Source organism: Micromonospora psammae (assembly GCF_036902725.1).
GTDB lineage: Bacteria > Actinomycetota > Actinomycetes > Mycobacteriales > Micromonosporaceae > Micromonospora.
Genome location: NZ_JBAKHM010000038.1, coordinates 1 through 25,142 on the forward strand (window position 1 = coordinate 1; position 25,142 = coordinate 25,142).

Consider the following 25,142-nt stretch of genomic DNA (forward strand, 5'->3'; position numbering starts at 1 on the left):
CGGCCCCGATCGACAAGGACCTCTACGACCTGCCCCCGGAGGAGTGGGGCGACGTCAAGCAGGTGCCGGGCTCGCTGCCGGCCGTGCTCGACGCCCTCGAGGCCGACCACGACTACCTGCTCGACGGGGGCGTCTTCACCCCCGACCTGATCTCCACCTGGGTGAGCTGGAAGCGGGCCAACGAGGTCGACCCGGTGCGCCTGCGCCCGACCCCGCACGAGTTCGCGATGTACTTCGACTGCTGAGTGCGATCACGGCCGTGACCTGCACGAGCAGGTTCACTGCGGATCTTGGGTACAGGCTGGGTACAGCCTGAGGAACGGCGGTCATGCTCGGCTCCCAGCCGGCATGACCGCCGTTTCCTGCTGGCCTAGCGCGCTGTCAATGAGTAGCCGGGTCCGGTCGACCGCGTCCGGCCACTCGTGGACGTACGTGTTGAGCGTGACGGTAGGGGTGGTCACCGGTCCCGGGTCGGCTTGCCAGTGGCCGAGCGGGGCAACGTCGTGACGATGACGATGTCACGGGGCAGTTCGGCGCGGGTGAGCCGGTGCCGTAGCCACTCGCGGAGGCTGGCCTCGGTCAACGTGTGATCTGTACGCACCTCGACCGTGGCCAGCAGGCGCTGGCCGAACTCCTCGTCGGGTACCGGCCGCAGCACGGCGTCTGCCACGTCGGGGTGGCTGGTGATCACGGCGGCGACAGGGCCGGGGTACACGTTCTGTCCACCGGAGACGATCATGTCGTCGATCCGGCCGTCCAGCAGGAGCCGGCCCACCAGGTCGAGGTGGCCGAGGTCACCAGTGGCGAGCCAGGCTCCGCCCGGCTGCCATCCGCTGACCTGTACCTCACCGACGTGGCCGGGTGGGAGGGGCGCGCCAGCGCGGTCGACGACCCGCAGTCGTACGCCTCGCGGTGACCGGCCGACGGTGCCGGGCGCGGCTCGCAGGTCGGTAGGCGTGGCCATCGCGGCCCAGCCTGCCTCGGTCGTCGCGTACATGTTGAAGACGCGGTCGCCGAAGAGTCCGCGCAGCCGCTCGCCGAGTTCGACCGGTAGAGGGGCGGCGCCGCTGATCACCGCCCGCAAATGGCGGAGCGGGGGGCGATCGGTCACGGGTAGGTCGCACATGCGCCGCAGCTGGATGGGCAGTGCGACGAGCAACCGGGCGCGGTGCTCCTCAACCGCGTCGAGGATGTCCTGCGGGTCGCGGCCGCTGACCAGCACCACCGGACCGCCGAGGGTCAGGCCGGCCGAGAGGTACGTCAGCCCGTAGCCGTGGTGGACCGGTGCGGCGACGGCGATCGGTTCCCCAGGGCGGACCGGGGTGAGCCGCAGGTGGGTGATGGCCGGGCCGAGGAGCATGCGCACCGGCAGGGGTCGGGACACGCTGCGAGGGGTGCCGGTGGTGCCGGACGTGAGCACCGACATCCGGCCCTTGCCGCGCCCTCGGGGCGGATACGTCGCCGGGTCGCCGGCCAACAGCACGGATATCGGCACGGCGGGCACCGGGCACGCCGGCGCGCCCGACTCGTGTACCAGCGCGACCAGGCGTTCCCGGGTCACCAGGTCGGTTAGCCGGTCGGCGGGCAGGTCCGGGGGCAGCAGCAGCACATCAGCGCCGGCGCGGGCCAGGCCGGCCGCTGCCGCGACGAAGCCGCGGTGGTCGCGGCAGGCGAGGCCCACCCGGTCACCGGGCTGTACGCCGAGGGTCGCCTGGGCCGCCGCCGCGCACCTGCCGGCGGCCGCGTCGAGTTCCGCGTACGTGGCCGGTCCGTCCTCATCGATCACGGCGACCGCCGTCGGCGACCCGGCGGCGACCGCCGTGGCGAGGGTACGCCCGTGGCGGCGGCCAGCCCGCGCCAACCGGACCAGCCGGCCCGGCCGCAAAAGGTCCGCGCCGACCATGACCCGTACCGGTTCGGTCGCCGCCACCACCTGTAGCCCCGCGGCGAGCGCCCGCTCCACCGCGCGGGGCAGCGCGGCCGCCGCCGCCGAGCCGAGCCGAGCCCACCACGGCCACCAGGTCCGCGGGCGCGCGACGGCGCGGCACACGATGCCCGCCGCCTCGTCGGCCGACATCGCCGGCGCACGCCGGTAGTGCGCGGTAGGTGCAAGCATCCGGGTACGCACCAGGTTGCAGTACACGGTGCTGACGGTGACGTCGTCATGCCGCAGCTCGGCGGCGGCAGTGCGCAGCCACGTGTCGAACGCCGCCTTCGAGGCGTGGTACGCCGACCAGTGCGGGGCGTTGATGGCGAGTCCGGCCGTCGAGACGTTCACGACGTGCCCACCGCCGGTGGTCCGCATGCCGGACAGCAGCACCAGCAGGAGTTGCGCCGGCCCCAGGTAATTCAGGTTGATCGTGCGTTCGAGGTCGTGGAACCGGTCGGCGGTGTCGGCCACCGCCCGGCGGATCGACCGCCCGGCATTGTTGACCACCACATCGATCCGGCGGTACCGCGTCAGCAACTCCTCCGCCAGCGCGGCGGCCTCCGCGGGTACTGAGATGTCAGCGGGGTGAACGTACGCCACGCCGCCGCCCACCACGATCTCGTCCCGAACCTGCTCCAGCCGCGACGCCGTGCGTGCCACAAGAAGTACAACGGCGCCCGCCGCGGACAGCCGGCGGGCAGTCGCCGCGCCGATCCCCTCAGACGCGCCGGTCACGAGGACAGTACGACCGGCGACCGCCGCGCGCAGCCGGTCAGGACTCACCCCACGTCCGGTGACACCCGCAGCAATCCGCACCGAATGCATGAGCCCGCCCACCGCATGATTGTGGCGTCAGCTCGGAACCTGTCAAGATCAATGAGACGGCCACTTCCGCCGGCCGTCCGCGCCTTGCCGCTTCGCTCCCGGCGCGGCCCGGCGATGGCCACCGCGAGACCGGCGGACACGCCGAGACCCCGACCATCCTCATCTGAGATGACCGGGGCTGACGCGAAATCAACGATCTAAGGCGCGGACACCCATACCCGGGGGCATCGCCTGCTACGCCTACCCTGGCGCCGTGACGGCCATGGACGTGTCTCAGGCAGTGATGGTTGCGCTGGTCGTTGGCGGCAGTGTCGCTGTGATCGTGCTCGCCGGTGTTGTTTTGGTCCGCAGCCGACGCCCCGAAACTGCCAGGTTGTTCGGTCGAGTGGTGCACCGTCCTCGGCTCTGGGCGTCCGCTGCCGTCTGCTGTGGTGCTGCCGGACTTCTGTTCGAGGCGCGGGAGTTCATGCCCCGGAGCTGGCAGGAATCGACCCACAACCTCCTTGGTGTGCTGATGCTGGCCTTCTTTGTCCTGTTCCCCGCCCACCTTGTGAGCCAGTGGAGCGCCCAGCGTCGCCAGCACCGATAGGCCGCAAGCCAGGCCGTGACGCACGCTGGCGGACTGCCGGCTCTTCCGCGTTGACACCAAGCGACACGCATCGGGAACCTGCCTCCGGCGGGCAGGGCCTCCGGCCCTACGACCCGGGGATGGCCTCCGGCGGCCGGGGCTACTCGCCCCGGACCCTCGGCGACTCTGGGGTGCCCCGGCCGCGACCGGCGTTCCGTCGCACACCGGGGGCCACCAGACCGCGCCGACCTGGTCGAGGTCGTTCGTCCGGCGGGGCGCTCCACCTGGACCAGGTCGGCGCGGCCCGGCAGGACGGAGCCTGCACGACGGGATGCCGCACCGGTCCCCTTCGAAACCACTCGCACACAACACCACCCCATGATCATTAGGTACACGAGGGGTACAGATGCCGCCTGGAAACACTGGATGACGATGGACGTTGATATGCGGCGTACGACCTGCTCAGCGGCTTGATCGATGCCACTCCCCAGGTCAGCCGCCACGCACGGTTAGTTCGCGGGTCGACGGGCATCGCCGTCAAGCGACTCGGCGGGTCCGGTCGGGACCGGTCACCGGGGAGCGCGGGCCGTCAGCCGGGCCCGCAGCGCCACCCCGACCAGCACCACCACCAGCAGCGTCATCGCGACCGCCCCGGGCGCCTTGCCGTACCGGGCCACGGTGGTCCCGGCCGGCAGGCTCAGGAAGGAGGCCACCGCGGCGGGCAGCACGAACCAGGTCGTCCGGGACGCCGAGACGGCCAGCAGGAAGAGCGGCCCGGTGGCGTACCAGGGGTGGAAGACCGGGGCCAGGGCCACCGTGGCGACCAGCGCCACCCCGGCGGCGAAGAGAGTGACCCGCGGGCGGGCCGCCGCGAGCCGGTGCACCCGCCGCCGGACGTCGTTGAGCCGGCGCAGCGCCGTCCACGCCCGCCACCAGAGCACCACCAGCAGGACCGCCAGCAGCACCAGCGCCACCACGCGGGCCACCGGCACCGCCTCCGGCCGCCGGCCGAGCGACTCCCCCACGTAGTCCACGACGAAGCCCACCGCCGTGGGCGGCGACGTCCACTGCTTCGAGTCACCACTGCGTGCCAGGCCGCCGACCCAGCCGAGGCCGAGCCCGGACAGCGCCGTGACGGCCGCCAGCGCGGCCAGCACAGCGCCGGCCAGCCAACCGCCGTCGCGCAGCAACGCCCGCACCGTGTACCGGCCGTGGACCGCGGCGAGCGCCGCGAACGGCAGCACCACCACGGCGGTCGCCTTCACCGCCACCGCCAGGCCCAGCAGCACCCCCGCTACCACCAGCCCCTTCGGCCGGCCGGGCAGCCGGACCAGCACCAGCAGGCCGAGCAGCAGCAGCCCGAGCAGCACCGCGTCGTTGTGCGCGCCGGCGACCAGGTGCACCCCGACCAGGGGGCACGCCAACGCCAGCCAGGCCGCCCGGGCGGTGGGCACCCGCGCCGCGCCGGCCAGCCCCGGCAGGCAGAGCGCGGCCAGCAGCACCCCGGCCAGGGCGAGGACCCGCAGCAGCAGCACCGTGCCGACCAGGCCGCCGCCGAGGGTCGCGGCCAGCGCGGTGAGGAGCACGAAGAACGGGCCGTACGGGGCCGGGGTGTCCCGCCAGATCGGCGCGACCGCGTCGACCCACGGGCAGCCGGCCGCCGCCACCCCCGTCTGGTACGGGTCGCGGCCGGCCGCGTACGCCCACCCCTGGCAGGCGTACGAGTAGACGTCCCGGCTGCCCAGCGGCGGCGCGGCCAGCAGCGGCACCAGCCAGAGCCCGGCGGTCAGGTACGCCCACCGGGTCGACGGCGCGCCCCGCCTCAGTGACCACCACGCGCCGACCAGCAGCGCCGTGCCGACCAGCCAGCAGGCCAGCGCCGCCGGCTCCGTCGCGCCGGTCGGTGGGATGCGCGGCAGCGCCCCGCCGAGCCATCCGGCGACCGTCAGCAGCACCGCGCCGGCCAGACCGGCGTACCGGGCGGCACGGGCCCGGCCGGTCGACGCGGGGCCGGGCTCGGTCACCGGCGGGCCTCTCCTCAGTCGGTGGGGGCCGGCCGGCGGGCCGCCCGAGCCGACCGTACCAACCAGACCGCCACCACGATCACCAACAGCGTCATCAGCGGCGCCCCGGGCATCTTGGTGTACCGGGCCAGCCCGGTGCCGTCGGCCAGCACCAGGAACGACGAGACCAGCGCGACCAGCGCGAACCAGCCGGTACGCCGCGCGGTGGCGGCCAGCACGGTCAGCGGCCAGACCCAGTACCAGGGGTGGAACAGCGGAGCCAGCGCCACCGTGGCGGCCAGCGCCAGCCCGGCGTGCCAGAGCGGGTCCCGGGTGCGGGCCCGCCACCAGAGCCACACCAGCAGCACCCCGAGCACCAGCACCCCGATCGCCCGGGTCACCGGCAGCGCGTCGACGTGCGCGCCGAAGAGCGCTGCCACGTACCCCACGGTCTGCCCGACCGCGGTGGGCGGCGAGGTCCAGGCGATCACCAGGCCGCCCTGCTCCAACCCGCCGATCCAGCCGAAGCCCAGTCCCGTCGCCAGGGTCGCCGCGACCGCCGCGGCGAGCGCGCCGGCCACCACCGGGCCGCCGTCGCGGACCAGGGTCCGGATCCGGTACGGCCCGGCCATCGCGGCCAGCGCGGCGAACGGCACCACCACCAACGCGGTGATCTTGACGGCGGCGGCGAGCCCGAGCAGCACTCCCCCGGCCAGCAGCCACCAGCGCCGACCGGGCCGGGACGCCACCACCGCCAGGCCGGCGACCAGCAGGCCGACCATCAGCGCGTCGTTGTGCGCCCCGGAGACCAGGTGCACGCCGACCAGCGGGCAGGCCAGCGCCAGCCAGAGCGCCCGTGGCACCTCGACCCCGCAGCGGCGGGCCAGCACCGGCAGGCACGCGGCGGTCAGCGCCACCCCGGCCACCGCCAGCAGCCGGAACAGCACGACGGCGGCGGTGAGCGAGCCGGTGGCCTTGACGATCGCGCCGGAGATCAGGATGAACAGCGGCCCGTACGGCGCGGGGGTGTCCCGCCAGATGTACGAGATGGTGTCCAGCCACGGGCAGGGCAGCGCGGAGACCCCCTGCTCGTACGGGCTGATCCCGGCCGCGTAGCTCGCGCCCTGGCAGGCGTACGCGTAGGCGTCGCGGCTGCCCAACGGCGGCGTGAACAGCAGCGGGAGCAGCCAGAGCCCGGCGGTGACCAGCGCCCAGCGGGCCGAGGGCACCCGGTCGCGCAGCGACCACCAGGCCCACGCCAGCAGGCTGGTGCCGACCAGCCAGCAGCCGATGATCAGCGGACCGTGCCGCCCCTGCCAGATGCTGACCGGGTTGGGGCGCAGGTCCCCGTCGGGCAGCGCGCCACCGAGGTACGCGGCGACGGCGAGCAGCGCCGAGCCGGCCAGTCCGATCCAGCGAGTGAGGTGGTGAGGCACGCCGGACATGCTGCCAGTACCGTGGTCGCGGATCGGAGGTGGGCATGCGGGGCAGCAGGGTGGTGGGGCTTTCCGCCGTCTGCGCCGCCGTGCTGGGCGGGGTGTACCTGGCCCTGCCGAGGATGGGCTCCGACCTCTCCGCCCAGGTGGCCCGGGCCGACTTCTTCGCCGCGCACGGTCCCGCCCTGATCGACCTGCGCTGGTACGGCGGCATCCACCCGCTCGGCTACAGCCTGGTCTCCCCGCCGGTGATGGCGACCCTCGGCGTTCCGGTCACCGGCGCGCTGGCGCTGGTCGGGGCGGCCGCCGCGTTCGCCGCCCTGCTGGTCCGCACCGCGGTGCCCCGCCCGCTGCTCGGCAGCCTGGTCGGGGTCCTGACGATCGCCGGCAACCTGGTCTCCGGCCGCGTCACGTACGCCCTCGGGGTGGCCTTCGGCCTGGCCGCGCTGCTCGCGTTGACCATCCCCGCGCACGCCCCGCCCCGCCGCCTCCGCCCGGTGCTGGTGGTGGCCGGCGCGCTGCTGGCCTCGGCGACCAGCCCGGTCGCCGGGCTCTTCGTCGGCCTGGCCGGGGCGGCGCTGCTGCTGACCCGCCGCTACGGCGACGGCCTGCTGCTCGGGGTGGCCGCGGCGGTGCCGCTGGCGGTGACCGGGCTGCTCTTCGGCGAGGGCGGCTGGATGAACATCAGCCGGGCCGACACGCTCCGGGCGGTGCTGACCAGCCTGGTGGTGGCCGCGTTGGTCGGGTACCGGCCGGTCCGGGTGGGGGCGCTGCTCTCGGCGGCCGGGGTGCTGGCGGCGGCGCTGGTGCACACCCCGGTCGGGTTGAACGCGACCCGGCTGGCCGTGATGTTCGCCCTGCCCGTGCTGGCCGCCGGGGCCCGGCTGCCGGCGTGGGCGGCGGACCGGCTCCCCCGCCTTTCCCGTACGCGGCGCGTCCCGCCCGCCTCGGTGGCGCTCGCGGCGCTGCTGGCGGCGGTCTGCTGGTGGCAACCACCGGTGGTCGCCGCCGACGTCCGCAGCATCGACGACCCGACCAGTGCGGGGGCGTTCTTCGCACCGCTCCGCGCCGAACTGGCCCGCCGGGGGCTCACCGGGCGGGTGGAGGTGCCCCCGACCCGGAACTACTGGGAGGCCGCGCAGCTCGGCGACGTGCCGCTGGCCCGGGGCTGGCTGCGGCAGGCCGACATCGCCCGCAATCCCCTCTTCTTCACCCGGGTGCCCGGGGCCGCCGGCACGGGCGTGCCCCTGACGGCCGACAGCTACCGGGCCTGGCTGCACGAGAACGCCGTGCAGTACGTGGCGGTCCCGGACGCCCCGCTCTCCTGGGTCGGCCAGGCCGAGGCGGAGCTGGTCTCCGCCGGCCTGCCGTACCTGAGCCCGGTCTGGTCCGCCCCCCGTTGGCGGCTCTACGCGGTGGCCGACCCGACGCCGCTGGTGGGCACCCCGGCTGAGCTGGTACGACAGGACGCCGCTTCGCTGACCTTCCGGACGTCCACCGCCGGCACCCTCCCGGTCCGCATCCGGCACACCCGCTGGCTGTCCGCGTCGGGCGGCGCGACGATCCGCGCCGACGGGCAGTGGACGGCGGTCACCGTGCCGGCCGCGGGCACCTACACCCTCGCCGGCTGACCAGCCCGGCGCCTCCCGGCCGGTCCCCGCGCGAGCCGGCGACTTCTCCGACCGGCAACTGCGCGGACCGGCAACTGGCGCGGACCCGACGATCGAGCAGGCCCAGCGGCCATACGAGCCGGCAGGCGGTCGACCAAGGCGCGACTGAGCCGACCAGACGGCTGAGGGGGGCCGGCGGCTGAGCGGGGCCGGCGGCTGAGCGGTCTCGGCTGTATCTTGCCCGCCCTTTAGAGCTGATGACGAAAACGAGTCACCACCGCCGCTACCGCTGGCCCGCCCGGCAGCGGACCATGGCGGGAACGAAGGCGTGATTCGTTTTCGTCATCAGCTCTAAAGGACAACAACAGCGGGTGCGCTGCCCGCCGGCATTTCCCCGGCTCCGCCGAACGCGCCCGTCCCGAACCCGGGTCGTGCCCGGCAGCCGGGTCAGGCCGGGCGAGGTCGCGGCCGACCGGGGCGGAGCGGACGCGGCCCGAGCGGGCGGAGCGGACGCGACCCGAGCGGGCAAAGCGGACGCGACCCGAGCGGGCAAAGCGAACGCCGACGTGCAGCCCCTGCTCGCGACCAGCCCGACCAGGCCGGGCCGCGAGCGCGGCGACCGGCGCAGAGCGGACGCCGACGCGCAGCCCTAGTCGCGGGTGGCGGCCGGGTCAGGCGGGGCCAGGCCTGGTCAGGCGGGGTCAGGCGGGGTCAGGCGGGGTCAGGCGGGGTCAGGCGGGGTCAGGCCGGGTCGGGGTCGCGGCGGGCCGGGGAGGGGCGGGCGCGGACGTGCAGCCGCTCGCCCTGCGGGCCGAAGAGGCTGAGGATCTCCAGCGGGGTGTCGAACGGGTTGCCGAACCAGTGCGGCGTCCGCGTGTCGAACTCGGCGACCTCGCCCGCCTCCAAGGTCAGGTCATGCCCGCCCAGCAGCAGCCGGACCCGTCCGGAGAGCACGTAGAGCCACTCGTACCCCTCGTGCACCTGGGGTGTCGGCTCCCCCGCCCGCACCCCCGGTGGGTAGATCATCTTGTACGCCTGCACGCCGCCCGGGCGGCGGGTCAGCGGCAGGATGGTGACGCCGCCCCGGACCATCGGCCGGGGGTGGACCCGGGGGTCCCCGGTGGCCGGAGCGCCGACCAGGTCGTCGAGCGGCACGCGGTGGAACCGGGCCAGGGGAAGCAGCAGCTCCAGGGTCGGTCGGCGTCCGCCGGACTCCAGCCGGGACAGCGTGCTGACCGAGATCCCGGTCGCCTGCGAGAGTTGGGCGAGCGTCACCGAACGCTGCTGGCGCAGCGCCCGCAGCCGGGGCCCCACCGTCGTCAGCACCTCGTCCGGGGCCGCCCCGGCGCCGTCCTGTTCCCGCCCACCGTCGTTTGCCATGTTGGCAATGATATTTGTCGGGTCGGCAGGGGGCGTGGACGATCCGTGGCGTCGGGGCGGGAGCGGTCCGCCCGCAGGAGAAGGTGGGAACGATGACGAATCATTCCGTGCACGACGTCGTGGTCGTCGGTGGTGGCGCGGCGGGGCTCAGCGGGGCCCTGGCCCTGGGGCGGTTCCGCCGTTCGGTCCTGGTGATCGACGGCGGTGCGCCGCGCAACGCCCCCGCGGAGCACGTGCACAACTACCTGACCAGCGAGGGCCTCCCGCCCGCCGAGCTGTACGCCGGCGCCCGGGCCGAGGTCGCCGGGTACGGCGTGCCGATCATCGACGGCACGGTCACCACCGCCCGGCCGGTCGACGGCCCGGACGGCGCCCGGTTCGCCGTCGAGCTGGCCGACGGCAGCACCAGGCTCGCGCGCCGGCTGCTGGTCACCACGGGCCTGGTCGACGAGCTGCCCGACATCGCGGGCGTGGCCGAGCGGTGGGGCCGGGACGTGCTGCACTGCCCGTACTGCCACGGCTGGGAGGTCCGGGACCAGGCCGTCGGCGTGCTCGCCACCGGTCCGATGGCCACGCACCAGGCACTGCTGTTCCGGCAGCTGACCGACGACGTGGTGCTCTTCGCGCACACCGGACCGGCCCTGCCCGACGAGCAGGCGGAGCAGTTGGCCGCCCGGGGCGTCCGGGTGGTCACGGGCGAGGTGGCGGCGCTGGAGGTGCACGACGACCGGCTGACCGGCGTACGGCTGCGCTCGGGCGAGCTGGTCGCCCGGCAGGCCCTGCTGGTGGCGCCCCGGTTCGTCGCGCGGGCCGGGCTGCTCGCCGGGCTGGGGCTGCCGGCCAGCGACTTCGTCGTCGCCGGGCACGTGCTCGGCACGTACGTGGCCGCCGAGGCCGGGGGCGCCACCGAGGTACCGGGAGTGTGGGTGGCCGGCAACGTCGCCGACCCGCAGGCGACCGTGATCGCCGCCGCCGCCGCGGGCCTGAAGGCCGCCGCCGGGCTCAACGCCGACCTGATCGCCGAGGAGACCGCGCGGGCCGTCGCCGCCCGGCGCGCGACGGTGGACGACGCCACCGCGCGTTTCTGGGACGACCTCTACGAGGGGCGCGACCAGGTCTGGAGCGGGCGACCGAACCCGCACCTGGTCGACGTGGTCGGCGCGCTGCCGAAGGGCACCGCACTGGACCTCGGCTGCGGGGAGGGCGGCGACGCGGTCTGGCTGGCCGACCAGGGCTGGCAGGTCACCGCGGTCGACGTGTCCGCAACGGCCCTCGACCGGGCCACGGCCCGGGCGGCCAGCGCCGGGGTGTCGGACCGGATCGACTTCCGCCGGCACGACCTCACCCGCAGCTTCCCCGAGGGCAGCTACGACCTGGTCTCCGCCCAGTTCCTCCAGACGCCGCTGGAGTTTCCCCGGGAGCAGGTGCTGCGGGCGGCGGCCGGGGCGGTGGCGCCCGGCGGCCGGCTGCTGATCGTCGAGCACGGTGAGGTGCCGCCGTGGAGCCGCCTGGCCCACCCGCACCTGCGCTTCCCCACCCCGCAGGAGACTCTGGCCGCGCTCGACCTGGACCCGGACGAGTGGCACACCGAGCGGCTGGACGCGCCACGCCGGCAGGTCACCGGCCCGGACGGGGAGCCGGCCACCCTGGTCGACCACCTGGTGCTGCTACGCCGCCGGTGACGCCGGCCGGAGCGTGACCGCCGGGCCAGTCAGGTGTCGCCGTCGAGGACCCGCTGCATCGCCGCGCGGGAGCGGCGGGCGGTGCGCAGGTACTCGTCGAGGAACTCGCCGGGGTCGTCGCGGCCGAGCAGCCGGACCACCCCGGCCAGCTCCACCCCGTGCCGGGGCAGTTGGTCGCCGGCCCGGCCACGGACCAGCATCAGCGCGTTGCGGACCTGCCCGGCGAGGCTCCACCCGGCGGCCATCTCGGCGGCGTCCGCCGGGTCGACCAGGCCGGCGTCCCGGGCCGCCGCGAGCGCGTCGAGGGTACGCGTGCCGCGCAGCGCCGGGTGGGTTCCGGCGTGCCGGAGCTGGAGCAGTTGCACGGCCCACTCGACGTCGGCGAGGCCACCCCGGCCCAGTTTGGTGTGGGTGGCCGGGTCGGCGCCCCGGGGCAGCCGCTCGTGCTCCACCCGGGCCTTGATCCGGCGGATCTCCACGATCTGCTCCCGGGTCAACCCGTCGGCCGGGTAGCGGACCGGATCGGCCATCGCCTCGAACTCGGCGCCCAGGTCGGCGTCGCCGCACACGAACCGGGCACGGAGCAGGGCCTGTGCCTCCCACACCTTCGACCAGCGGGCGTAGTACTGGGCGTAGGCGGCGAGGCTGCGTACCAGCGGGCCCTGCCGGCCCTCCGGGCGCAGGTCGGCGTCGACGCCGAGCGCCGGGTCGGGCGCCGGCGCGCCGAGCAGCCGGCGCAGCTCCTCGGCGATCGCGTGCGCGGCGGCGCTGGCCGCGCTCTCCGCCGCACCGGGCGGCGGGTCGTAGACGAAGAGCACGTCGGCGTCGGAGAGGTAGTTCGACTCGTACCCGCCGAGCCGGCCCATGCCGATCACCGCGAACCGCAGCCCGGGCAGCGCCGGCTGGCTGGCCCGGGCGGCGCGCAGCGCGGCGGCCAGGGTGGCGTCGGTGACGTCGGCCAGCGCGGCGCCGACCACCGTCACGTCGGCGAGGGGGGACGCCGGGGAGCCGCGCTCCGGCCGGGGGGCCAGCCCGCCGGCCCGGCTGAGCACGTCGGCGCAGGCGATGCGGACCAGCTCGCGGCGGCGCAGCGCGCGGACCGCCCGGGTCGCCTCGACCGGGTCGGCGTGCCGGGCCGCCGCGGCGGCGAACCCGTCGCAGAGCACCTCGCGGGGGCGGGGCACCAGCTCGCTCTCCTCGGCCAGCAGGCGCAGCGCCTCCGGCTCACGGGCCAGCAGGTCGGCGGCGTACCGGGACGAGGAGAGCACCCGGGCCAGCCGGCGGGCCACCGGCCCGGAGTCGCGCAGCAGCCGCAGGTACCAGGGGGTGCTGCCGAGCTTGTCGGAGACCTGCCGGTAGTTGAGCAGCCCCCGGTCCGGTTCGGGGGCGTCGGCGAACTCGCTGAGCAGCACCGGCAGCAGGGTGCGTTGGATGGCGGCGGTCCGGCTGACCCCGCCGGTGAGCGCCTGGAGGTGCCGCAGCGCCCCGGCCGGGTCGGCGAAGCCGAGGATCTCCAACCGGTGCCGGGCCGCCTCCGGGGTGAGCCGCAGCCCGTCGGCGGGCACCCGGGCGACCGCCTCCAGCAGCGGCCGGTAGAGCAGCTTGGCGTGCAGCCGGCGTACCTCGCTGGCGTGGGCGACCCACTCGGCGCGGAAGGCCTCCACGGCGCTGCGGCCCGGGGTGGCGGTGTAGCCGAGCGCGGCGGCGAGCCAGCGCAGCCCGGCCGGCTCGGTCGGCACGGTATGCGTACGGCGCAGGCCCTGGAGTTGGAGCCGGTGCTCGACGGCGCGCAGGAAGCGGTACCCGCGCAGCAGCGCCTCGCCGTCGGCCCGGCCCACGTAGCCGCCGGTGACCAGGGCGCGCAGCGCCGGGATGGTGCCGGGCACCCGCAGCGACTCGTCGCCGCGGCCGTGCACCAGTTGCAGCAGCTGCACGGCGAACTCGATGTCGCGCAGCCCGCCCGGGCCGCGCTTGATCTCGCGGTCCAGTTCCTTGGGTGGGATGTTGTCGATGATCCTGCGGCGCATGGCCCGGACGTCGGAGACCGCCTCGGGCCGCTCGGCGGCGGTCCAGACCAGCGGGGCGAGCGCGTCGATCCACTCCCGGGCCAGCGCCAGGTCACCGGCGGCCGGCCGGGCCTTGAGCAGCGCCTGGAACTCCCACGTCCGCGCCCACCGCTGGTAGTAGGCCAGGTGGCTGGTGAGGGTGCGCACCAGCGGCCCCCGGTTGCCCTCGGGCCGCAGCGCGGCGTCGACCGGCCAGGCGACCAGCCCGCAGACGTGGATCAGCCGGGTGGCGACGGTGGTGGCCACGCTCAGGTCCTCGTCGTCGGCGGCGACGAAGATGACGTCGACGTCGGAGACGTAGTTCAGCTCGTCGCCGCCGCACTTGCCCATCGCCACCACGGCGAGCCGCGGCGGGGGCGTGCCCTCGGGCAGTTCGTCCACCGCGATCCGGTACGCCGCCGCCAGGGTCGCGTCGGCCAGCGCGGAGAGCGCGGCCATGGTCTGCTCCAGGCCACGCCCGCCGGTCAGGTCGGCGGCGGCGATGCGCAGCAGCGCCAACCGGTACGCCTGGCGCAGCACCGGGACCGGCTGGGTGGAGGCGGTCAGCCGCGCCGCGGCGTCCAGCTCCAGCCGGCCGTCGGCGGTGGGGGCGAGCCCGTCCGGGGCGGTGGACAGCACCGTCCACTGGTCCGGGTTGGCGACCAGGTGGTCGCCGAGCGCGGAGGAGGCGCCGAGGACGGCGACCAGGCGGCGGCACAGGCCCGGGTCGGCGTGCAGCGCGTCGAGCAGCGCGGACGTACCCGTGCCGGTGGTCGCCGGTCCGGCGGCCCGGCCGGCGGGGGCGCCGTTGCCGGGCTGCCGGGGGGCGGCTGCCCGGCGTTCCGCCTCGGCCAGCCGGTGCAGCTGGCGCAGGGCGAGGTCGGGGTCGGCCGCGCGGGAGAGCGCGGCGATCAGCTCGGCGGCGCGTTCGTCGACGGGTTCCTGCTCGTCGGTACGCCACAGACCGAGCCCGTCCGGCCCGAGCAGGTCGGCGGCGCGCTGCCCGCCGTCGCCCTGCGCGGCGCCGAAGCCGTACCGGGCGAGCCGGCCCCTGGTCGGTCTGGTCATCTCACTGCCCGAGCAGCGGCAGGCTACGGCGGGCGGGGTCGTCGCCCAGCTCGCCGAGGGCGAGGGCGGCGAACCGCACCGCGAACGGCTGCCAGACCTCCTCGACGTCGGCCATCACCCGGTCGCAGGCGGCGACCACCAGCTCCTCGTCGTACCCCAGCTCGGCCAGCAGCTCGGAGTCGCGGGCCCAGTCAGCGATCATCGCGGTGTCGCACTCGATGTGGAACTGCAACCCCCACGCCCGGTCGCCGAGGCGGAACGCCTGGTGCGGGTAGCGGGTGGAGGCGGCCAGCAGGGTGGCGCCCCGGGGCAGCTCGGTGATCTCGTCGGTGTGCCACTGGAGCACGTCCGGGATCAGCGGCACGTACCGGAAGAGCGGGTCGTTGTCGGCGGCGTCCCGCTTGCCGACCACGCCGGGGCCGACCTCCGGGCCGGACGGGCTCCGCTCGACCAGGCCGGCGTGGGCGGTGGCGAGCAGTTGCCCGCCGAGGCAGACGCCGAGGGTGGGCACCCGGTACCGGACCGCCTTGCGCAGCAGCCCCTCCAGCGCCGGGAACCAGGGCGCCCCGGGGGTGCCGTCGGGCTGCGGGTACGCCTGCTGCTCGCCGCCGAGCACCACCAGCGCGACGTACCCCTCCAGGTCGGCGGGGAGTTCCTCGCCCGCGTGCGGGCGGAGCACGTGCAGCTCCAGGCCCCCCTCGGTCAGCCACTCGCCCAGCCGGCGGAGGTCGTCGGTCGGGTCGTTCTCGATCACCAGCGCGGTCGCCACGGTGTCGAGGCTATCGGGTGCGCCGGGGCCGGTCCGGAACGGCTCGGCCGGGCGCCGCGCCGCCCGCTAGGCTGGCCCGCTGTGATCGTCGACGACTGCCTGCGCCCGCCGGTCCTGCGCCCCGGTGACACCGTGATGCTGGTGTCGCCGTCCGGGCCGACCCGACCCGAGCGGGTGGCCCGCGGCGTCGAGCTGCTCACCGGCTGGGGGCTGCGGCCGGTGCTGGCCCCGAACGCGTACGCCCGGCACGGCTACCTGGCCGGCGGCGACGAGCTGCGCGCCGCCGACCTGAACACGGCGTTCGCCGACCCGGAGGTCCGCGGGGTGATCTGCACCCGGGGCGGGTACGGCGCGCAGCGGGTGGTCGACCTGATCGACATGGCGGCGGTCCGCCGGGACCCGAAGGTGGTGGCCGGTTTCTCCGACATCACCGCGTTGCAGTTCGCGCTCTGGCGGGGCGCCCGGCTGGCCGGGGTGCACGGCCCCGGGGCGGCCTGGACGGACGACCGCACCCCGCTGAGCTCGGCGGAGTCGCTGCACGGGGCGCTGATGACCACCGAACCGGTCACCGTCGCCGCCACCGCCGCGGAGGAGACCTTCGGCGTACGGGTGCCCGGGCGGGCGGAGGGTCCGCTGCTGGGCGGCAACCTCTGCCTGATCACCGCGTCGATCGGCACCCCCGACATGCCGGACCTGACCGGCGCGGTGCTGCTGGTGGAGGAGGTGCAGGAGCCGCCGTACAAGGTGGACCGGATGCTCACCCACCTGCGCCGGGCGGGCGTCCTGGACGGGTTGGCCGGGGTCGCGGTGGGCCAGTTCACCGAGTGCGCCGACGGCTGGGACACCACGGTGGTGGACGTGCTCGGCGAGCGCCTCGGCGACCTGGGCGTGCCGGTCCTGGGCGGCCTGCCGATCGGCCACGGTGTCGGCCAGCTGACCGTCCCGGTCGGCACCCGGGCCGTCCTGGACAGCGACGCGGGCACCCTGACGGTTGCCCCCGCCGTCCGCTGACCCTTCGTCCGGGCGCAGCCCGGCCGGAGGTGGCCCGGGCGCTCCTCATCGGTGGCGCTGGCACCACCTAGTTGTCCGGGTGCCGTTGAGCCGTACCCGACGCCGCATGTCGTGCGACTGCTGAGGCAGTTGCCGCGAGGAGCCAGATCACCGGCCCGGACAGACCGCCCACGAGGTCCACGTGCCCCGGGATGACGAGTACCACCACGAAGGCGAGGTCGACCGCGCCGAGGGTGAGCAGGTTGAGCCAGTGCCCGGATCGGCTGTTCACCCGATTCATCGTGAGCGCCACGGCTATGGCTTGAGCGCCGAGGACAACCGCACACACGAAGAACATCCGGCTCTCCGCCGCCAGCTCGGCCTGGGACGGGTCGGCGGACCGGCCGTCCATCAGCATCACTACGCCGAGGCCCAGATGCAGGGCACCCCACAGCAGGTAGAGCCCCGTAGCCACGCGCGCCGCGCGGCTCGCGAGTGGACCGTCGGACGTCAGCATGTCAAGGACTCAAGATTGTACACGGCGTGTAATATACACACCGTGGAGCAACTACCGTGAGCACGGCACCCGACCAGACTCCAGCTGAGATCACCGGCGCGTTGACCGCGATGCGGGAGCTGCATTCCGCCACCGAGGTGCTGCTCGACGCCGTCGCCGCCCGGTACGGGATCAATCGCAACGACCTGCACTGCCTTGAGATCCTGCAACGCGAAGGGGAGATGAACGCGCGCCGGCTCGCCGAGTTGAGCCAACTCAGTCCAGCGGCCATCACCAAAATCACGGACCGACTGGTGGCCGCCGGCTACGCGACCCGGCAGCCGAGCCCTGACGACCGGCGCGCACAGCTCATCCGGATCTCCGCTCAGCACGGTGAGTTGCGCGCCGCGGTCTGGCGCCCAGTGGTGGAGGCCGCGAGTGCACTGCTCGGAACGTTGCCGAGCACGGAGGTGCGTCGGATGACCACGGTCCTGCGCGAACTGTCGCAGGTGAACCGCGAGCACGCTCGACAGCTACGAATGGCGGAAGGCTCATCACCGGGTGCCCGGCGCGCGCCTGAGGGCGGATGACCAGGGGCCCGAATTTTCGATGCGACACCGAGGCGGCGGGCGGCGAGGATCTGGGGCGGCCAGGACGACGTGCCCGTCCAGGGACAGAGGCATCCGGCCGTGCCTGTCGGGCGAAGGGGCGGCGCGGAACTTTCAGCCGGGTGACAGGGTCGCGACGGCTTGCCCCCAGGTTCGGCCGTCACTGTCGGTGCGGCCATGCACCACCACCACGACGACCTGGAGGACTGATGTCCGGCACGATGTCGAAGAAGCACCTGCTGGCCGGCCTCGCCGCCGCCGGCGTTCTCGGGGTCGGGATCGCCACCCCGGCGTTCGCCGAGGAGAGCGCCGGCCCGTCCCCGAGCGCCAGCAGCAGCACCGGCCAGGGCAACGACCGGCAGCAGCAGTGGGCCGACCGGAAGGCCGCGTTCGCCGAGGCGCTCGCCAAGGAGCTGGGCGTCTCCACCGACAAGGTGACCGCCGCGCTGGAGAAGATCCGCGAGCAGCGGAGGGCCGACCGGCCGAAGCGCCCGTCCGTCGCGGACCGACAGGCGGCGTTCAGGGAGCGGCTGGAGCAGGCCGCGCGGGACGGCAGGCTCACCTGGGAGCAGGCCGACGCGATCAGCAAGGCCGCCGAGGCCGGCGTCTTCCCCGGCCCCGGCGGCCGCGGCCACCACGACGGGGCCGAGGGTACGACCGACAGGTGACCCGGGGCCCCGCCGACCCCGCCGCCCGGCCGTTCGTCTCCGCTCGGCTGGTCACCGGCGGGCCACCCCGTACCACAGCACGCCCCCGTCGCTGCGAGCGGCGGGGCCGTCGCGCGTCCCGAGCCGCGCGTCGCGGCAGCACCGCCGGCACACGAATCCCGCTGCCGGGAGAACCCCGTTGACGCGCTGGGCCAGGGGACGACAGCTCTGGCCATAGTCAGTAACCAGGGCCTATTTTCGGGTCACCGCACTGGTTTTGGCGGGGTGCGGTCTTCTGTCGAGAAGAGTGCACCCCGCGCGATTCAGACGCCGAGCCTGAACGTGCGGCTGGAGTACTGACCGTGAGAGTATCCAGGGTGACCCAGCGGCCTGGATCGCGTGTCTTTGTGTTGACAGTGGCGAGTGCTTGAGAATTACCGAGGAGATGCCCTACCAACTCGGAGGGAACTTGATCCAGCGTATCGTGAAGTGGACGGAAGGATTCCAGCCGGAAGACAATCCCGCTGGCAAGCATGTGGGAGGAAGCAAGGCTGAGGGATACGTTAACGACTTAGACCACGGTGCTGTATTCGCGCTTGACCTCCAGCCGGACTCACTTGCCAGATCGCATCCTGATCTTCTCCTAGCACTGACTCGTCAGGGAAGAATGGGGCGGATTGTTTCTCATTGCCACGAGGTGGTCGGCGGTCATCGCATCTGGACATTCGTGGTCGAGTTTGATGCCCACTAATGCCATACCTTGCTGACAAGCTTCCCAGGTGCACGGGTCTGCCGCGAACAGCGCGCGCATCGGCTGCGGCCCGAGCTCCGCATCCCAGCAACGCACCGCACCGCCGAACGAACCGGCCACAGCGCCGGCCGGTCGCGTCGCTCGATCGGCTCAGGGTGGACGATGTGGCGGTGTCCAGCTGACCGGGACGCCGCCACATCGCGTACCAGCGGGGCTCAGGCGGGTGGCGGGGGCGTGAAGACGCCGAGGTGGTTGCCGGCCGGGTCGAGCAGGTGAGCGAAGGTGAGCCCACTCGGCGCGGTCCTCACCGGCATCAGCACCTTGCCGCCGGCCGCCTCGGCCCGCCGGCAGGTCTCCGCCACGTCGGCGACCTCGGCGTAGAAGACCGCGTAGTTCGGCGTCGTGCCGTCGGTCGCCCGGATCGCCCCGCCGATCCCCTCCCCCGCGCCGGCCCCGGTCACCCGGTAGGACCCGCCGTTGGCGGCCCCCTGCTCCTCGAAGGTCCAACCGAACAGCTCCCCGTAGAAGCGTTCCGCCTCGTCCGGCCGGTCGGTGCCGATCTCGAACCAGGTGATGGGCGTCGTGGACATCTGTCGTCTCCTCCCGCGCCGACCGGTCGGCCGGCCTCGTCAGGAGCAGTTTCGGGGCCGTCCGCGACACCATCCTGTCGGTGTTTCCGCACCATCCTGACCGGAGCCGTGGCGGACGGCGGCGCAGGGAGGCGACCGAGAGCGCCGCGCCGCCGGTCTCAGACCAGGCTCAGCCGGCGGACCCGTTCGTGCGGGATGTCCAGGTCCTCCGGGCGCAGCTCCCGGGCCACCAGCTCGGGCAGCGCCCGCACGTCGCGGATCCGGTCGGTGCGGAAGCAGCGCATCTCGCCGCGCAGCCGGCACCAGGCCAGCAGGTACCAGTGCCGGCGGTTGCCCAGATAGCCCAGCGGCTCGACGTCGCGGACCGAATCGGTGCCGCCCCGGTCGGCGTACCCGATGCGCAGCACCCGCCGGGCGGAGACCGCGTCGGCGACGATGGCCGGGACGGGCGTCGACGGCCCGTCGCCGATCAGGTGCACCCGGCCGGCGAGCCGGTGCGCCTCGGCCACGTCGGCGGGCGGCATCACGGCGACCAGCTTGCGCAACGCGCTGACGCCCGGCCCGGCGAACGGCGTGCCGGCCAGCCGGTGCAGCGCGACCGCCATCGCCACCGCCTCGCCGGCGGTCAGGTTGACCGGCGGCAGCGTGTGCGCCCGGTCCACCGCGTAACCGCCGGTGCGCCCCGGCTCGGCCCAGATCGGCACCCCGGACTGTTGCAGCGCCCCGATGTCGCGCTCGATGGTGCGGCTGCTGACCTCGAAACGGGCGGCCAGCCAGCGGGCGCTGCGCGGCCGCGGCGACACCGCCCGCAGCTCCTCGACCAGGGCGTAGAGACGGTCGGTGCGGTTCATGCCCGGCAGGCTACGACCGGGGTACGACGACCGCGCTCAGGCGATGCAGGCGCAGACGATCAGCGCGGCCCCGAAGTGGGTGGCCGCGCTGACCCGGGCCGCCGGGTGCGGCTGGTCGGAGCAGATGACCTCGCCGAGCTTGCCCGGGGTGAGCAGGTCGAGCACGAAGAAGGCCAACGCCATGATGGCCAGCCCGACCAGCCCGAAGATCACCGTGGAGGCGAGCCCCTTGCCGAAGTCGCTGTAGCTGGTCAGGATCGCGGTGAAGACGATCCCGGCGATGCCGAGCTGGTTGGCCGCGAGCAGCAACCCGGCGTTGCTGTTGCGCTGCACCCAGATCAGCTCCCTCAGCTTGCCCGGGGTGAGCAGGTCGACCAGCACGAAGCCGGCCGCCATCAGCGCCACCCCGACGACCCCGAAGACGACGCTCTGCCATGCTCCGGTGAGCAGGTCCTCCAGCACCGACTGCCTCCCGACGTCCGGCGCGCGGCGGGAGCGCCGACGCGGTGATCGAGACGATAGCGGCACCGCGCCACCGGCGGCAGCCCCCGACCTACAGCGACAGGTAGCGCTGCCGCTCGTACGGGGTCACCTCGCGGCGGTACTGCTCCCACTCGGCCCGCTTGTTGCGCAGGAAGAAGTCGAAGACGTGCTCCCCGAGCACCTCGGCGACCAGCTCGGAGCCGGCCATCACGTCGATCGCCTCGGCCAGGTTCTCCGGCAACGCCTCGTACCCCATGGCCCGGCGCTCGGCGCTGGTCAGCGACCAGACGTCGTCCTCGGCGCCCGGCGGCAGCTCGTAGCCCTCCTCGATGCCCTTGAGGCCGGCGCCGAGCATCACCGCGAAGGCCAGGTACGGGTTGGCCGCCGAGTCCAGCGAGCGGACCTCCACCCGGGCCGAGTTCGGCTTGCCGTACGCCGGCACCCGGACCAGCGCGGAGCGGTTCAGGTGACCCCAGCAGACGTACGCCGGGCTCTCGGTGATCCGGTCCGGCAGCGCCAGCGGGAAGAGCCGCTTGTACGAGTTCACCCACTGGTTGGTGACGGCGGTGTACTCCCGGGCGTGCATCAGCAGGCCGGCGATGAACGACTTCGCCACCTTGGAAAGCTTCATCGGGTCACCGGCGTCGTGGAACGCGTTGCGCTCCCCCTCGAACAGCGACAGGTGGGTGTGCATGCCGCTGCCCGGCTGGTCGGTGAAGGGCTTCGGCATGAAGGTGGCCTGCACGCCGGTGGAGAGCGCCACCTCCTTCACCACGTGCCGGAAGGTCATGATGTTGTCGGCGGTGGTCAGCGCGTCGGCGTAGCGCAGGTCGATCTCCTGCTGACCGGGGGCGACCTCGTGGTGGCTGAACTCCACCGAGATGCCGATCCGCTCCAGGGCCAGCACGGCCTGGCGGCGGAAGTCCCGCGCGACGGCGTGCGTGGTGTGCTCGAAGTAGCCGCCGGTGTCCACGGGCACCGGTAGCGACCCGTCCATCGGCCCGTTCTCCAGCAGGAAGAACTCGATCTCCGGGTGGGTGTAGAAGGTGAAGCCCTTCTCGGCGGCCCGGGAGAGCATCCGGCGCAGCACGTGCCGCGGGTCGGCCCAGGAGGGCCCGCCGTCGGGCAGCAGGATGTCGCAGAACATCCGGGCGCTCTCGCCGCTGACCCCGCCCTCGAACGGGAAGACCTGGAAGGTGGTGGGGTCGGGCATCGCGACCATGTCGGACTCGAAGACCCGGGCGAAGCCCTCGATCGCGGAGCCGTCGAACCCGATGCCCTCGTCGAAGGCCGCCTCCAGCTCGGCGGGGGCGACCGACACGCTCTTGAGCGTGCCGAGCACGTCGGTGAACCACAGCCGGACGAACCGGATGTCCCGCTCTTCCAGCGTACGGAGGACGAACTCCTGCTGACGGTCCACTGCCCCAACCCCTCGCGACACTCTTGTCCGCCTTCGACCGGGCTTCACCCGACCTGACCGCCCAGTCTCCCCGGGCCTCGTTACGCCGACGTTACGCGACCCGCCGCCGCCCGTCCCGCCCCGTCCCGCCCCCTTCGCGCACCGGCCCGGCGCGGCCGGCGCCCGGGTGGCCGCCGTTGCGTCCCGGCCGCCGGTCGACGCGCCACCGCTGGGGCAAGATGAGGGCATGCCCACCCTGCGTCTCGCCCTGTCCCAGGTCAACCCGACCGTCGGCGACATCGCCGGCAACGTCGAGCTGGTCCGCGCGTGGAGCCGCAAGGCCGCCGACGCCGGCGCCCAGCTGGTCGCCTTCCCGGAGCTGATGCTCACCGGGTACCCGGTCGAGGACCTGGTCTTCCGCCGCTCCTTCGTCGCCGCGTCGAAGGCGGCGCTGGACCGACTCGCCGCCGCCCTGGCCGCCGACGGCCTCGGTGACCTGCCGGTCGTGGTCGGCTACCTGGACGCCGACGGGCCGCCCCAGGTCAGCGGGGACGCCGAGCCGGGCCGGGGCGCGCGCAACGCCGCCGCGCTGCTGCACTCCGGCGGCGTCGTCGCCACGTACTTCAAGCACCACCTGCCCAACTACGGCGTCTTCGACGAGGACCGGTACTTCGTCCCCGGCGACACGCTGACCGTGGTGCGGATCGGCGGGGTGGACGTCGCGCTGACCATCTGCGAGGACCTGTGGCAGGCCGGCGGCCCCTTCGCGGTGGCCCGGCAGGCCGGCGTCGGCCTGGTGGTCAACATCAACGGCTCGCCGTACGAGCTGAACAAGGACGACCTCCGGTTGTCGCTGGTGCGCCGCCGGGCCGCCGAGGCCGGTGCCCCGATCGCGTACGTCAACATGATCGGCGGCCAGGACGAGCTGGTCTTCGAGGGCGACTCGATGATCGTGACGGCGGACGGCGCCCTGCTCGCCCGGGCCCCGCAGTTCGTCGAGCATCTGCTGGTGCACGACGTGGAGCTGCCCGAGGCGGCCGGGCACGCCGACACCGGCGAGGAGCTGGCCGACGGCATGCGGGTGTCCCGCCGTACCGTCGAGGTGGTGCCGCCGGCCCCGACGGGCCCGGCGGCCGGCGGTGGGGTGCTGGAGCCGGTCGCCGACGAGGCCGAGGTCTGGCAGGCGCTGGTGCTCGGCCTGCGCGACTACGTCAACAAGAACCGGTTCCCGTCGGTGGTGCTCGGCCTCTCCGGCGGCATCGACTCGGCGGTGGTGGCGACCCTCGCCGTCGACGCGCTCGGCCCGGAGCGGGTGGTCGGGGTGTCGCTGCCCAGCCAGCACTCCTCGGAGCACTCCCGGGTGGACGCGGAGGACCTGGCCAAGCGGACCGGGCTGGACTACCGGATCGAGCCGATCCAGCCGATGGTGGACACCTTCCTGGTCAACCTGTCGCTGGCCGGGGTGGCGGTGGAGAACCTCCAGGCCCGGGTGCGCGGCGTGATCCTGATGGCGCTGTCGAACCAGGAGGGTCACCTCGTCCTGACCACCGGCAACAAGAGCGAGCTGGCGGTCGGCTACTCGACGCTGTACGGCGACTCCGTCGGGGGCTTCAACCCGGTCAAGGACGTCTGGAAGACGCTGATCTGGCGGCTGGCGAAGTGGCGCAACGCCGAGGCGGCGCGCCGGGGCGAGACCCCGCCCATCCCGGAGAGCTCGATCGGCAAGCCGCCCTCGGCCGAGCTGAGCCCCGGCCAGCTGGACAGCGACAGCCTGCCCGACTACGACGTGCTGGACCCGATCCTGATCGGCTACGTCGACGGCGACCTGGGCCGGGACGGCCTGGTCGGGTCCGGCCACGACCCGGCCGTGGTCGACAAGGTGCTCCGACTGGTGGACACCGCCGAGTACAAGCGCCGGCAGTCCGCGCCGGGCACGAAGATCTCCATGAAGGCGTTCGGGCGGGACCGCCGGCTGCCGATCACCAACCGCTGGCGCGAAAACGGCTGATCCCCTTCCGGGCGGGGTCGCCGGCGGGGCGGAGTGAAATCCTCCACTCCGCCCTGCCGCCACCGGGCGGACCGGTGCGACGATCGCGGCGGAACCCGGGGACCGCGACGGCGGCCTCGAGGAAAGGAGACAGTCATGGTGGAGTCCACCCCGACCGAGGTGACCGCCCTGTACGGCGGGCCGGCCACCCGACGGGTCCGCACCCGCGACCTGATCGCCGCCAAGGAGCGCGGCGACCGCTGGCCGATGCTCACCTCGTACGACCAGTACACGGCCTCGATCTTCGACGCCGCCGGCGTGCCGGTGCTGCTGGTCGGCGACTCGGCGGCGAACAACGTGTTCGGCTACGAGACCACCCTGCCGGTGACCGCGGAGGAGCTGCTGCCGCTGGTCCGGGCCGTGGTCCGGGCCACCCGGCACTCGCTGATCGTCGGCGACCTGCCCTTCGGCTCGTACGAGGAGGGTCCGACGCAGGCGCTGCGCACCGCGGTGCGGTTCATGAAGGAGGGCGGCTGCCACGCGGTGAAGCTGGAGGGCGGCCGGCGCTGCGCCGACCAGATCGCCGCGATCGTCGGCGCCGGCATCCCGGTGATGGCGCACATCGGCTTCACCCCGCAGAGCGAGCACACCCTGGGCGGCTACCGGGTGCAGGGTCGGGGCGACACCGCCGACGAGGTGATCGCCGACGCCCGGGCGGTGGCCGAGGCGGGCGCCTTCGCGGTGGTGCTGGAGATGGTGCCGGGCGAGGTGGCCAAGCGGATCACCGCGGAGCTGCCGATCCCGACCGTGGGCATCGGCGCCGGCCCCGACACCGACGCCCAGGTGCTGGTCTGGCAGGACATGGCCGGGCTGCGCACCGGCCGGGCGCCGCGCTTCGTCAAGCGCTACGCCGACCTGGCCGGCGCCCTGACCGAGGCGACCCGCGCCTTCGCCGACGAGGTCCGCGGCGGCGAGTTCCCCGCCGCCGAGCACACCTTCTGAGCCCTGCGCGGGCCCCCGCCCC

Annotated in this window: 20 protein-coding genes and 2 pseudogenes; 11 read left to right on the top strand and 11 right to left on the bottom strand. The window is 74.2% G+C overall.

What is annotated here, in order from left to right; all coding sequences use genetic code 11:
• Positions 1–245: pseudogene (locus V6U79_RS28175) on the top strand (type I glutamate--ammonia ligase); the annotation flags it as partial.
• Positions 246–457: 212 nt separating this feature from the next.
• On the opposite strand, the gene V6U79_RS28180 reads toward V6U79_RS28175, so the two are convergent.
• Positions 458–2,755 (bottom strand): SDR family NAD(P)-dependent oxidoreductase, encoded by a 2,298-nt coding sequence (locus V6U79_RS28180; protein ID WP_334616532.1) that lies wholly within the window; start codon positions 2,753–2,755, stop codon positions 458–460.
• 253 nt (positions 2,756–3,008) lie between these two features.
• Between V6U79_RS28180 and V6U79_RS28185 the strand changes: the two genes are divergently transcribed.
• Complete coding sequence (locus V6U79_RS28185) at positions 3,009–3,344, top strand: hypothetical protein (RefSeq protein WP_334530125.1); 336 nt, start codon at positions 3,009–3,011, stop codon at positions 3,342–3,344.
• 548 nt (positions 3,345–3,892) lie between these two features.
• On the opposite strand, the gene mptB (V6U79_RS28190) is transcribed toward V6U79_RS28185, so the two are convergent.
• Together mptB (V6U79_RS28190) and mptB (V6U79_RS28195) are read right to left on the bottom strand one after the other, a co-directional pair.
• A complete protein-coding gene (gene mptB / locus V6U79_RS28190) occupies positions 3,893–5,347 on the bottom strand; it encodes a polyprenol phosphomannose-dependent alpha 1,6 mannosyltransferase MptB (RefSeq protein ID WP_334616509.1) in 1,455 nt (484 codons plus the stop codon).
• A 14-nt stretch (positions 5,348–5,361) separates the two neighbouring features.
• Positions 5,362–6,762 carry a polyprenol phosphomannose-dependent alpha 1,6 mannosyltransferase MptB gene (gene mptB / locus V6U79_RS28195; protein WP_334530131.1) on the bottom strand — a complete coding sequence of 467 codons (1,401 nt, stop codon included), beginning with the start codon at positions 6,760–6,762 and terminating at the stop codon, positions 5,362–5,364.
• A gap of 44 nt (positions 6,763–6,806) precedes the next feature.
• Between mptB (V6U79_RS28195) and V6U79_RS28200 the strand changes: the two genes are divergently transcribed.
• The gene (locus V6U79_RS28200; protein WP_334616510.1) at positions 6,807–8,393 is read left to right on the top strand and encodes a hypothetical protein; all 1,587 of its coding nucleotides are present in this window, start codon (positions 6,807–6,809) and stop codon (positions 8,391–8,393) included.
• A 720-nt stretch (positions 8,394–9,113) separates the two neighbouring features.
• Here the strand turns inward: V6U79_RS28200 and V6U79_RS28205 are convergent.
• Entirely contained in the window at positions 9,114–9,752 is a 639-nt protein-coding gene (locus tag V6U79_RS28205; protein ID WP_334530137.1) for a helix-turn-helix domain-containing protein, read from the bottom strand.
• Between the two features lie 92 nt (positions 9,753–9,844).
• On the opposite strand from V6U79_RS28205, the pseudogene V6U79_RS29905 reads away from it, so the two are divergent.
• Positions 9,845–10,810, top strand: a pseudogene (locus V6U79_RS29905) (NAD(P)/FAD-dependent oxidoreductase); the annotation flags it as partial.
• A gap of 3 nt (positions 10,811–10,813) precedes the next feature.
• On the top strand, positions 10,814–11,434 hold the full coding sequence (locus V6U79_RS29910; RefSeq protein WP_442933830.1) for a methyltransferase domain-containing protein: 621 nt from the start codon (positions 10,814–10,816) through the stop codon (positions 11,432–11,434).
• Between the two features lie 29 nt (positions 11,435–11,463).
• On the opposite strand, the gene V6U79_RS28215 is transcribed toward V6U79_RS29910, so the two are convergent.
• Positions 11,464–14,547: a bifunctional [glutamine synthetase] adenylyltransferase/[glutamine synthetase]-adenylyl-L-tyrosine phosphorylase gene (locus V6U79_RS28215; RefSeq protein ID WP_334616512.1), complete on the bottom strand. Its 3,084-nt coding sequence runs from the start codon at positions 14,545–14,547 to the stop codon at positions 11,464–11,466.
• Between the two features lies 1 nt (position 14,548).
• A complete protein-coding gene (locus tag V6U79_RS28220; protein WP_334530143.1) occupies positions 14,549–15,316 on the bottom strand; it encodes a type 1 glutamine amidotransferase in 768 nt (255 codons plus the stop codon).
• 81 nt (positions 15,317–15,397) lie between these two features.
• On the opposite strand from V6U79_RS28220, the gene V6U79_RS28225 reads away from it, so the two are divergent.
• Positions 15,398–16,327 carry a S66 peptidase family protein gene (locus tag V6U79_RS28225; protein ID WP_334530146.1) on the top strand — a complete coding sequence of 310 codons (930 nt, stop codon included), beginning with the start codon at positions 15,398–15,400 and terminating at the stop codon, positions 16,325–16,327.
• Positions 16,328–16,394: 67 nt separating this feature from the next.
• On the opposite strand, the gene V6U79_RS28230 is transcribed toward V6U79_RS28225, so the two are convergent.
• Positions 16,395–16,823 carry a hypothetical protein gene (locus tag V6U79_RS28230; protein ID WP_334616513.1) on the bottom strand — a complete coding sequence of 143 codons (429 nt, stop codon included), beginning with the start codon at positions 16,821–16,823 and terminating at the stop codon, positions 16,395–16,397.
• 56 nt (positions 16,824–16,879) lie between these two features.
• On the opposite strand from V6U79_RS28230, the gene V6U79_RS28235 reads away from it, so the two are divergent.
• From V6U79_RS28235 to V6U79_RS28245, 3 genes are all read left to right on the top strand, one after another.
• Positions 16,880–17,392: a MarR family winged helix-turn-helix transcriptional regulator gene (locus V6U79_RS28235; protein ID WP_334616514.1), complete on the top strand. Its 513-nt coding sequence runs from the start codon at positions 16,880–16,882 to the stop codon at positions 17,390–17,392.
• Between the two features lie 227 nt (positions 17,393–17,619).
• Positions 17,620–18,078 (top strand): hypothetical protein, encoded by a 459-nt coding sequence (locus V6U79_RS28240; RefSeq protein WP_334616515.1) that lies wholly within the window; start codon positions 17,620–17,622, stop codon positions 18,076–18,078.
• A gap of 448 nt (positions 18,079–18,526) precedes the next feature.
• Positions 18,527–18,808 (top strand): hypothetical protein, encoded by a 282-nt coding sequence (locus V6U79_RS28245; protein WP_334530158.1) that lies wholly within the window; start codon positions 18,527–18,529, stop codon positions 18,806–18,808.
• A 215-nt stretch (positions 18,809–19,023) separates the two neighbouring features.
• Here the strand turns inward: V6U79_RS28245 and V6U79_RS28250 are convergent, their stop codons facing one another.
• The 4 genes from V6U79_RS28250 to glnA form a co-directional block, all read right to left on the bottom strand.
• A complete protein-coding gene (locus tag V6U79_RS28250) occupies positions 19,024–19,398 on the bottom strand; it encodes a VOC family protein (protein ID WP_334616516.1) in 375 nt (124 codons plus the stop codon).
• A 158-nt stretch (positions 19,399–19,556) separates the two neighbouring features.
• Entirely contained in the window at positions 19,557–20,249 is a 693-nt protein-coding gene (locus tag V6U79_RS28255; protein ID WP_334616517.1) for a helix-turn-helix transcriptional regulator, read from the bottom strand.
• Between the two features lie 36 nt (positions 20,250–20,285).
• Entirely contained in the window at positions 20,286–20,711 is a 426-nt protein-coding gene (locus V6U79_RS28260) for a DUF350 domain-containing protein (protein WP_334530167.1), read from the bottom strand.
• 91 nt (positions 20,712–20,802) lie between these two features.
• Positions 20,803–22,152: a type I glutamate--ammonia ligase gene (gene glnA / locus V6U79_RS28265; RefSeq protein WP_334530170.1), complete on the bottom strand. Its 1,350-nt coding sequence runs from the start codon at positions 22,150–22,152 to the stop codon at positions 20,803–20,805.
• 226 nt (positions 22,153–22,378) lie between these two features.
• Between glnA and V6U79_RS28270 the strand changes: the two genes are divergently transcribed.
• Both V6U79_RS28270 and panB read left to right on the top strand, forming a co-directional pair.
• Positions 22,379–24,139: an NAD+ synthase gene (locus tag V6U79_RS28270; RefSeq protein ID WP_334616518.1), complete on the top strand. Its 1,761-nt coding sequence runs from the start codon at positions 22,379–22,381 to the stop codon at positions 24,137–24,139.
• Between the two features lie 135 nt (positions 24,140–24,274).
• Positions 24,275–25,120 (top strand): 3-methyl-2-oxobutanoate hydroxymethyltransferase, encoded by an 846-nt coding sequence (gene panB, locus V6U79_RS28275; RefSeq protein WP_334616519.1) that lies wholly within the window; start codon positions 24,275–24,277, stop codon positions 25,118–25,120.
• The last annotated feature ends 22 nt before the right edge of the window (positions 25,121–25,142 follow it).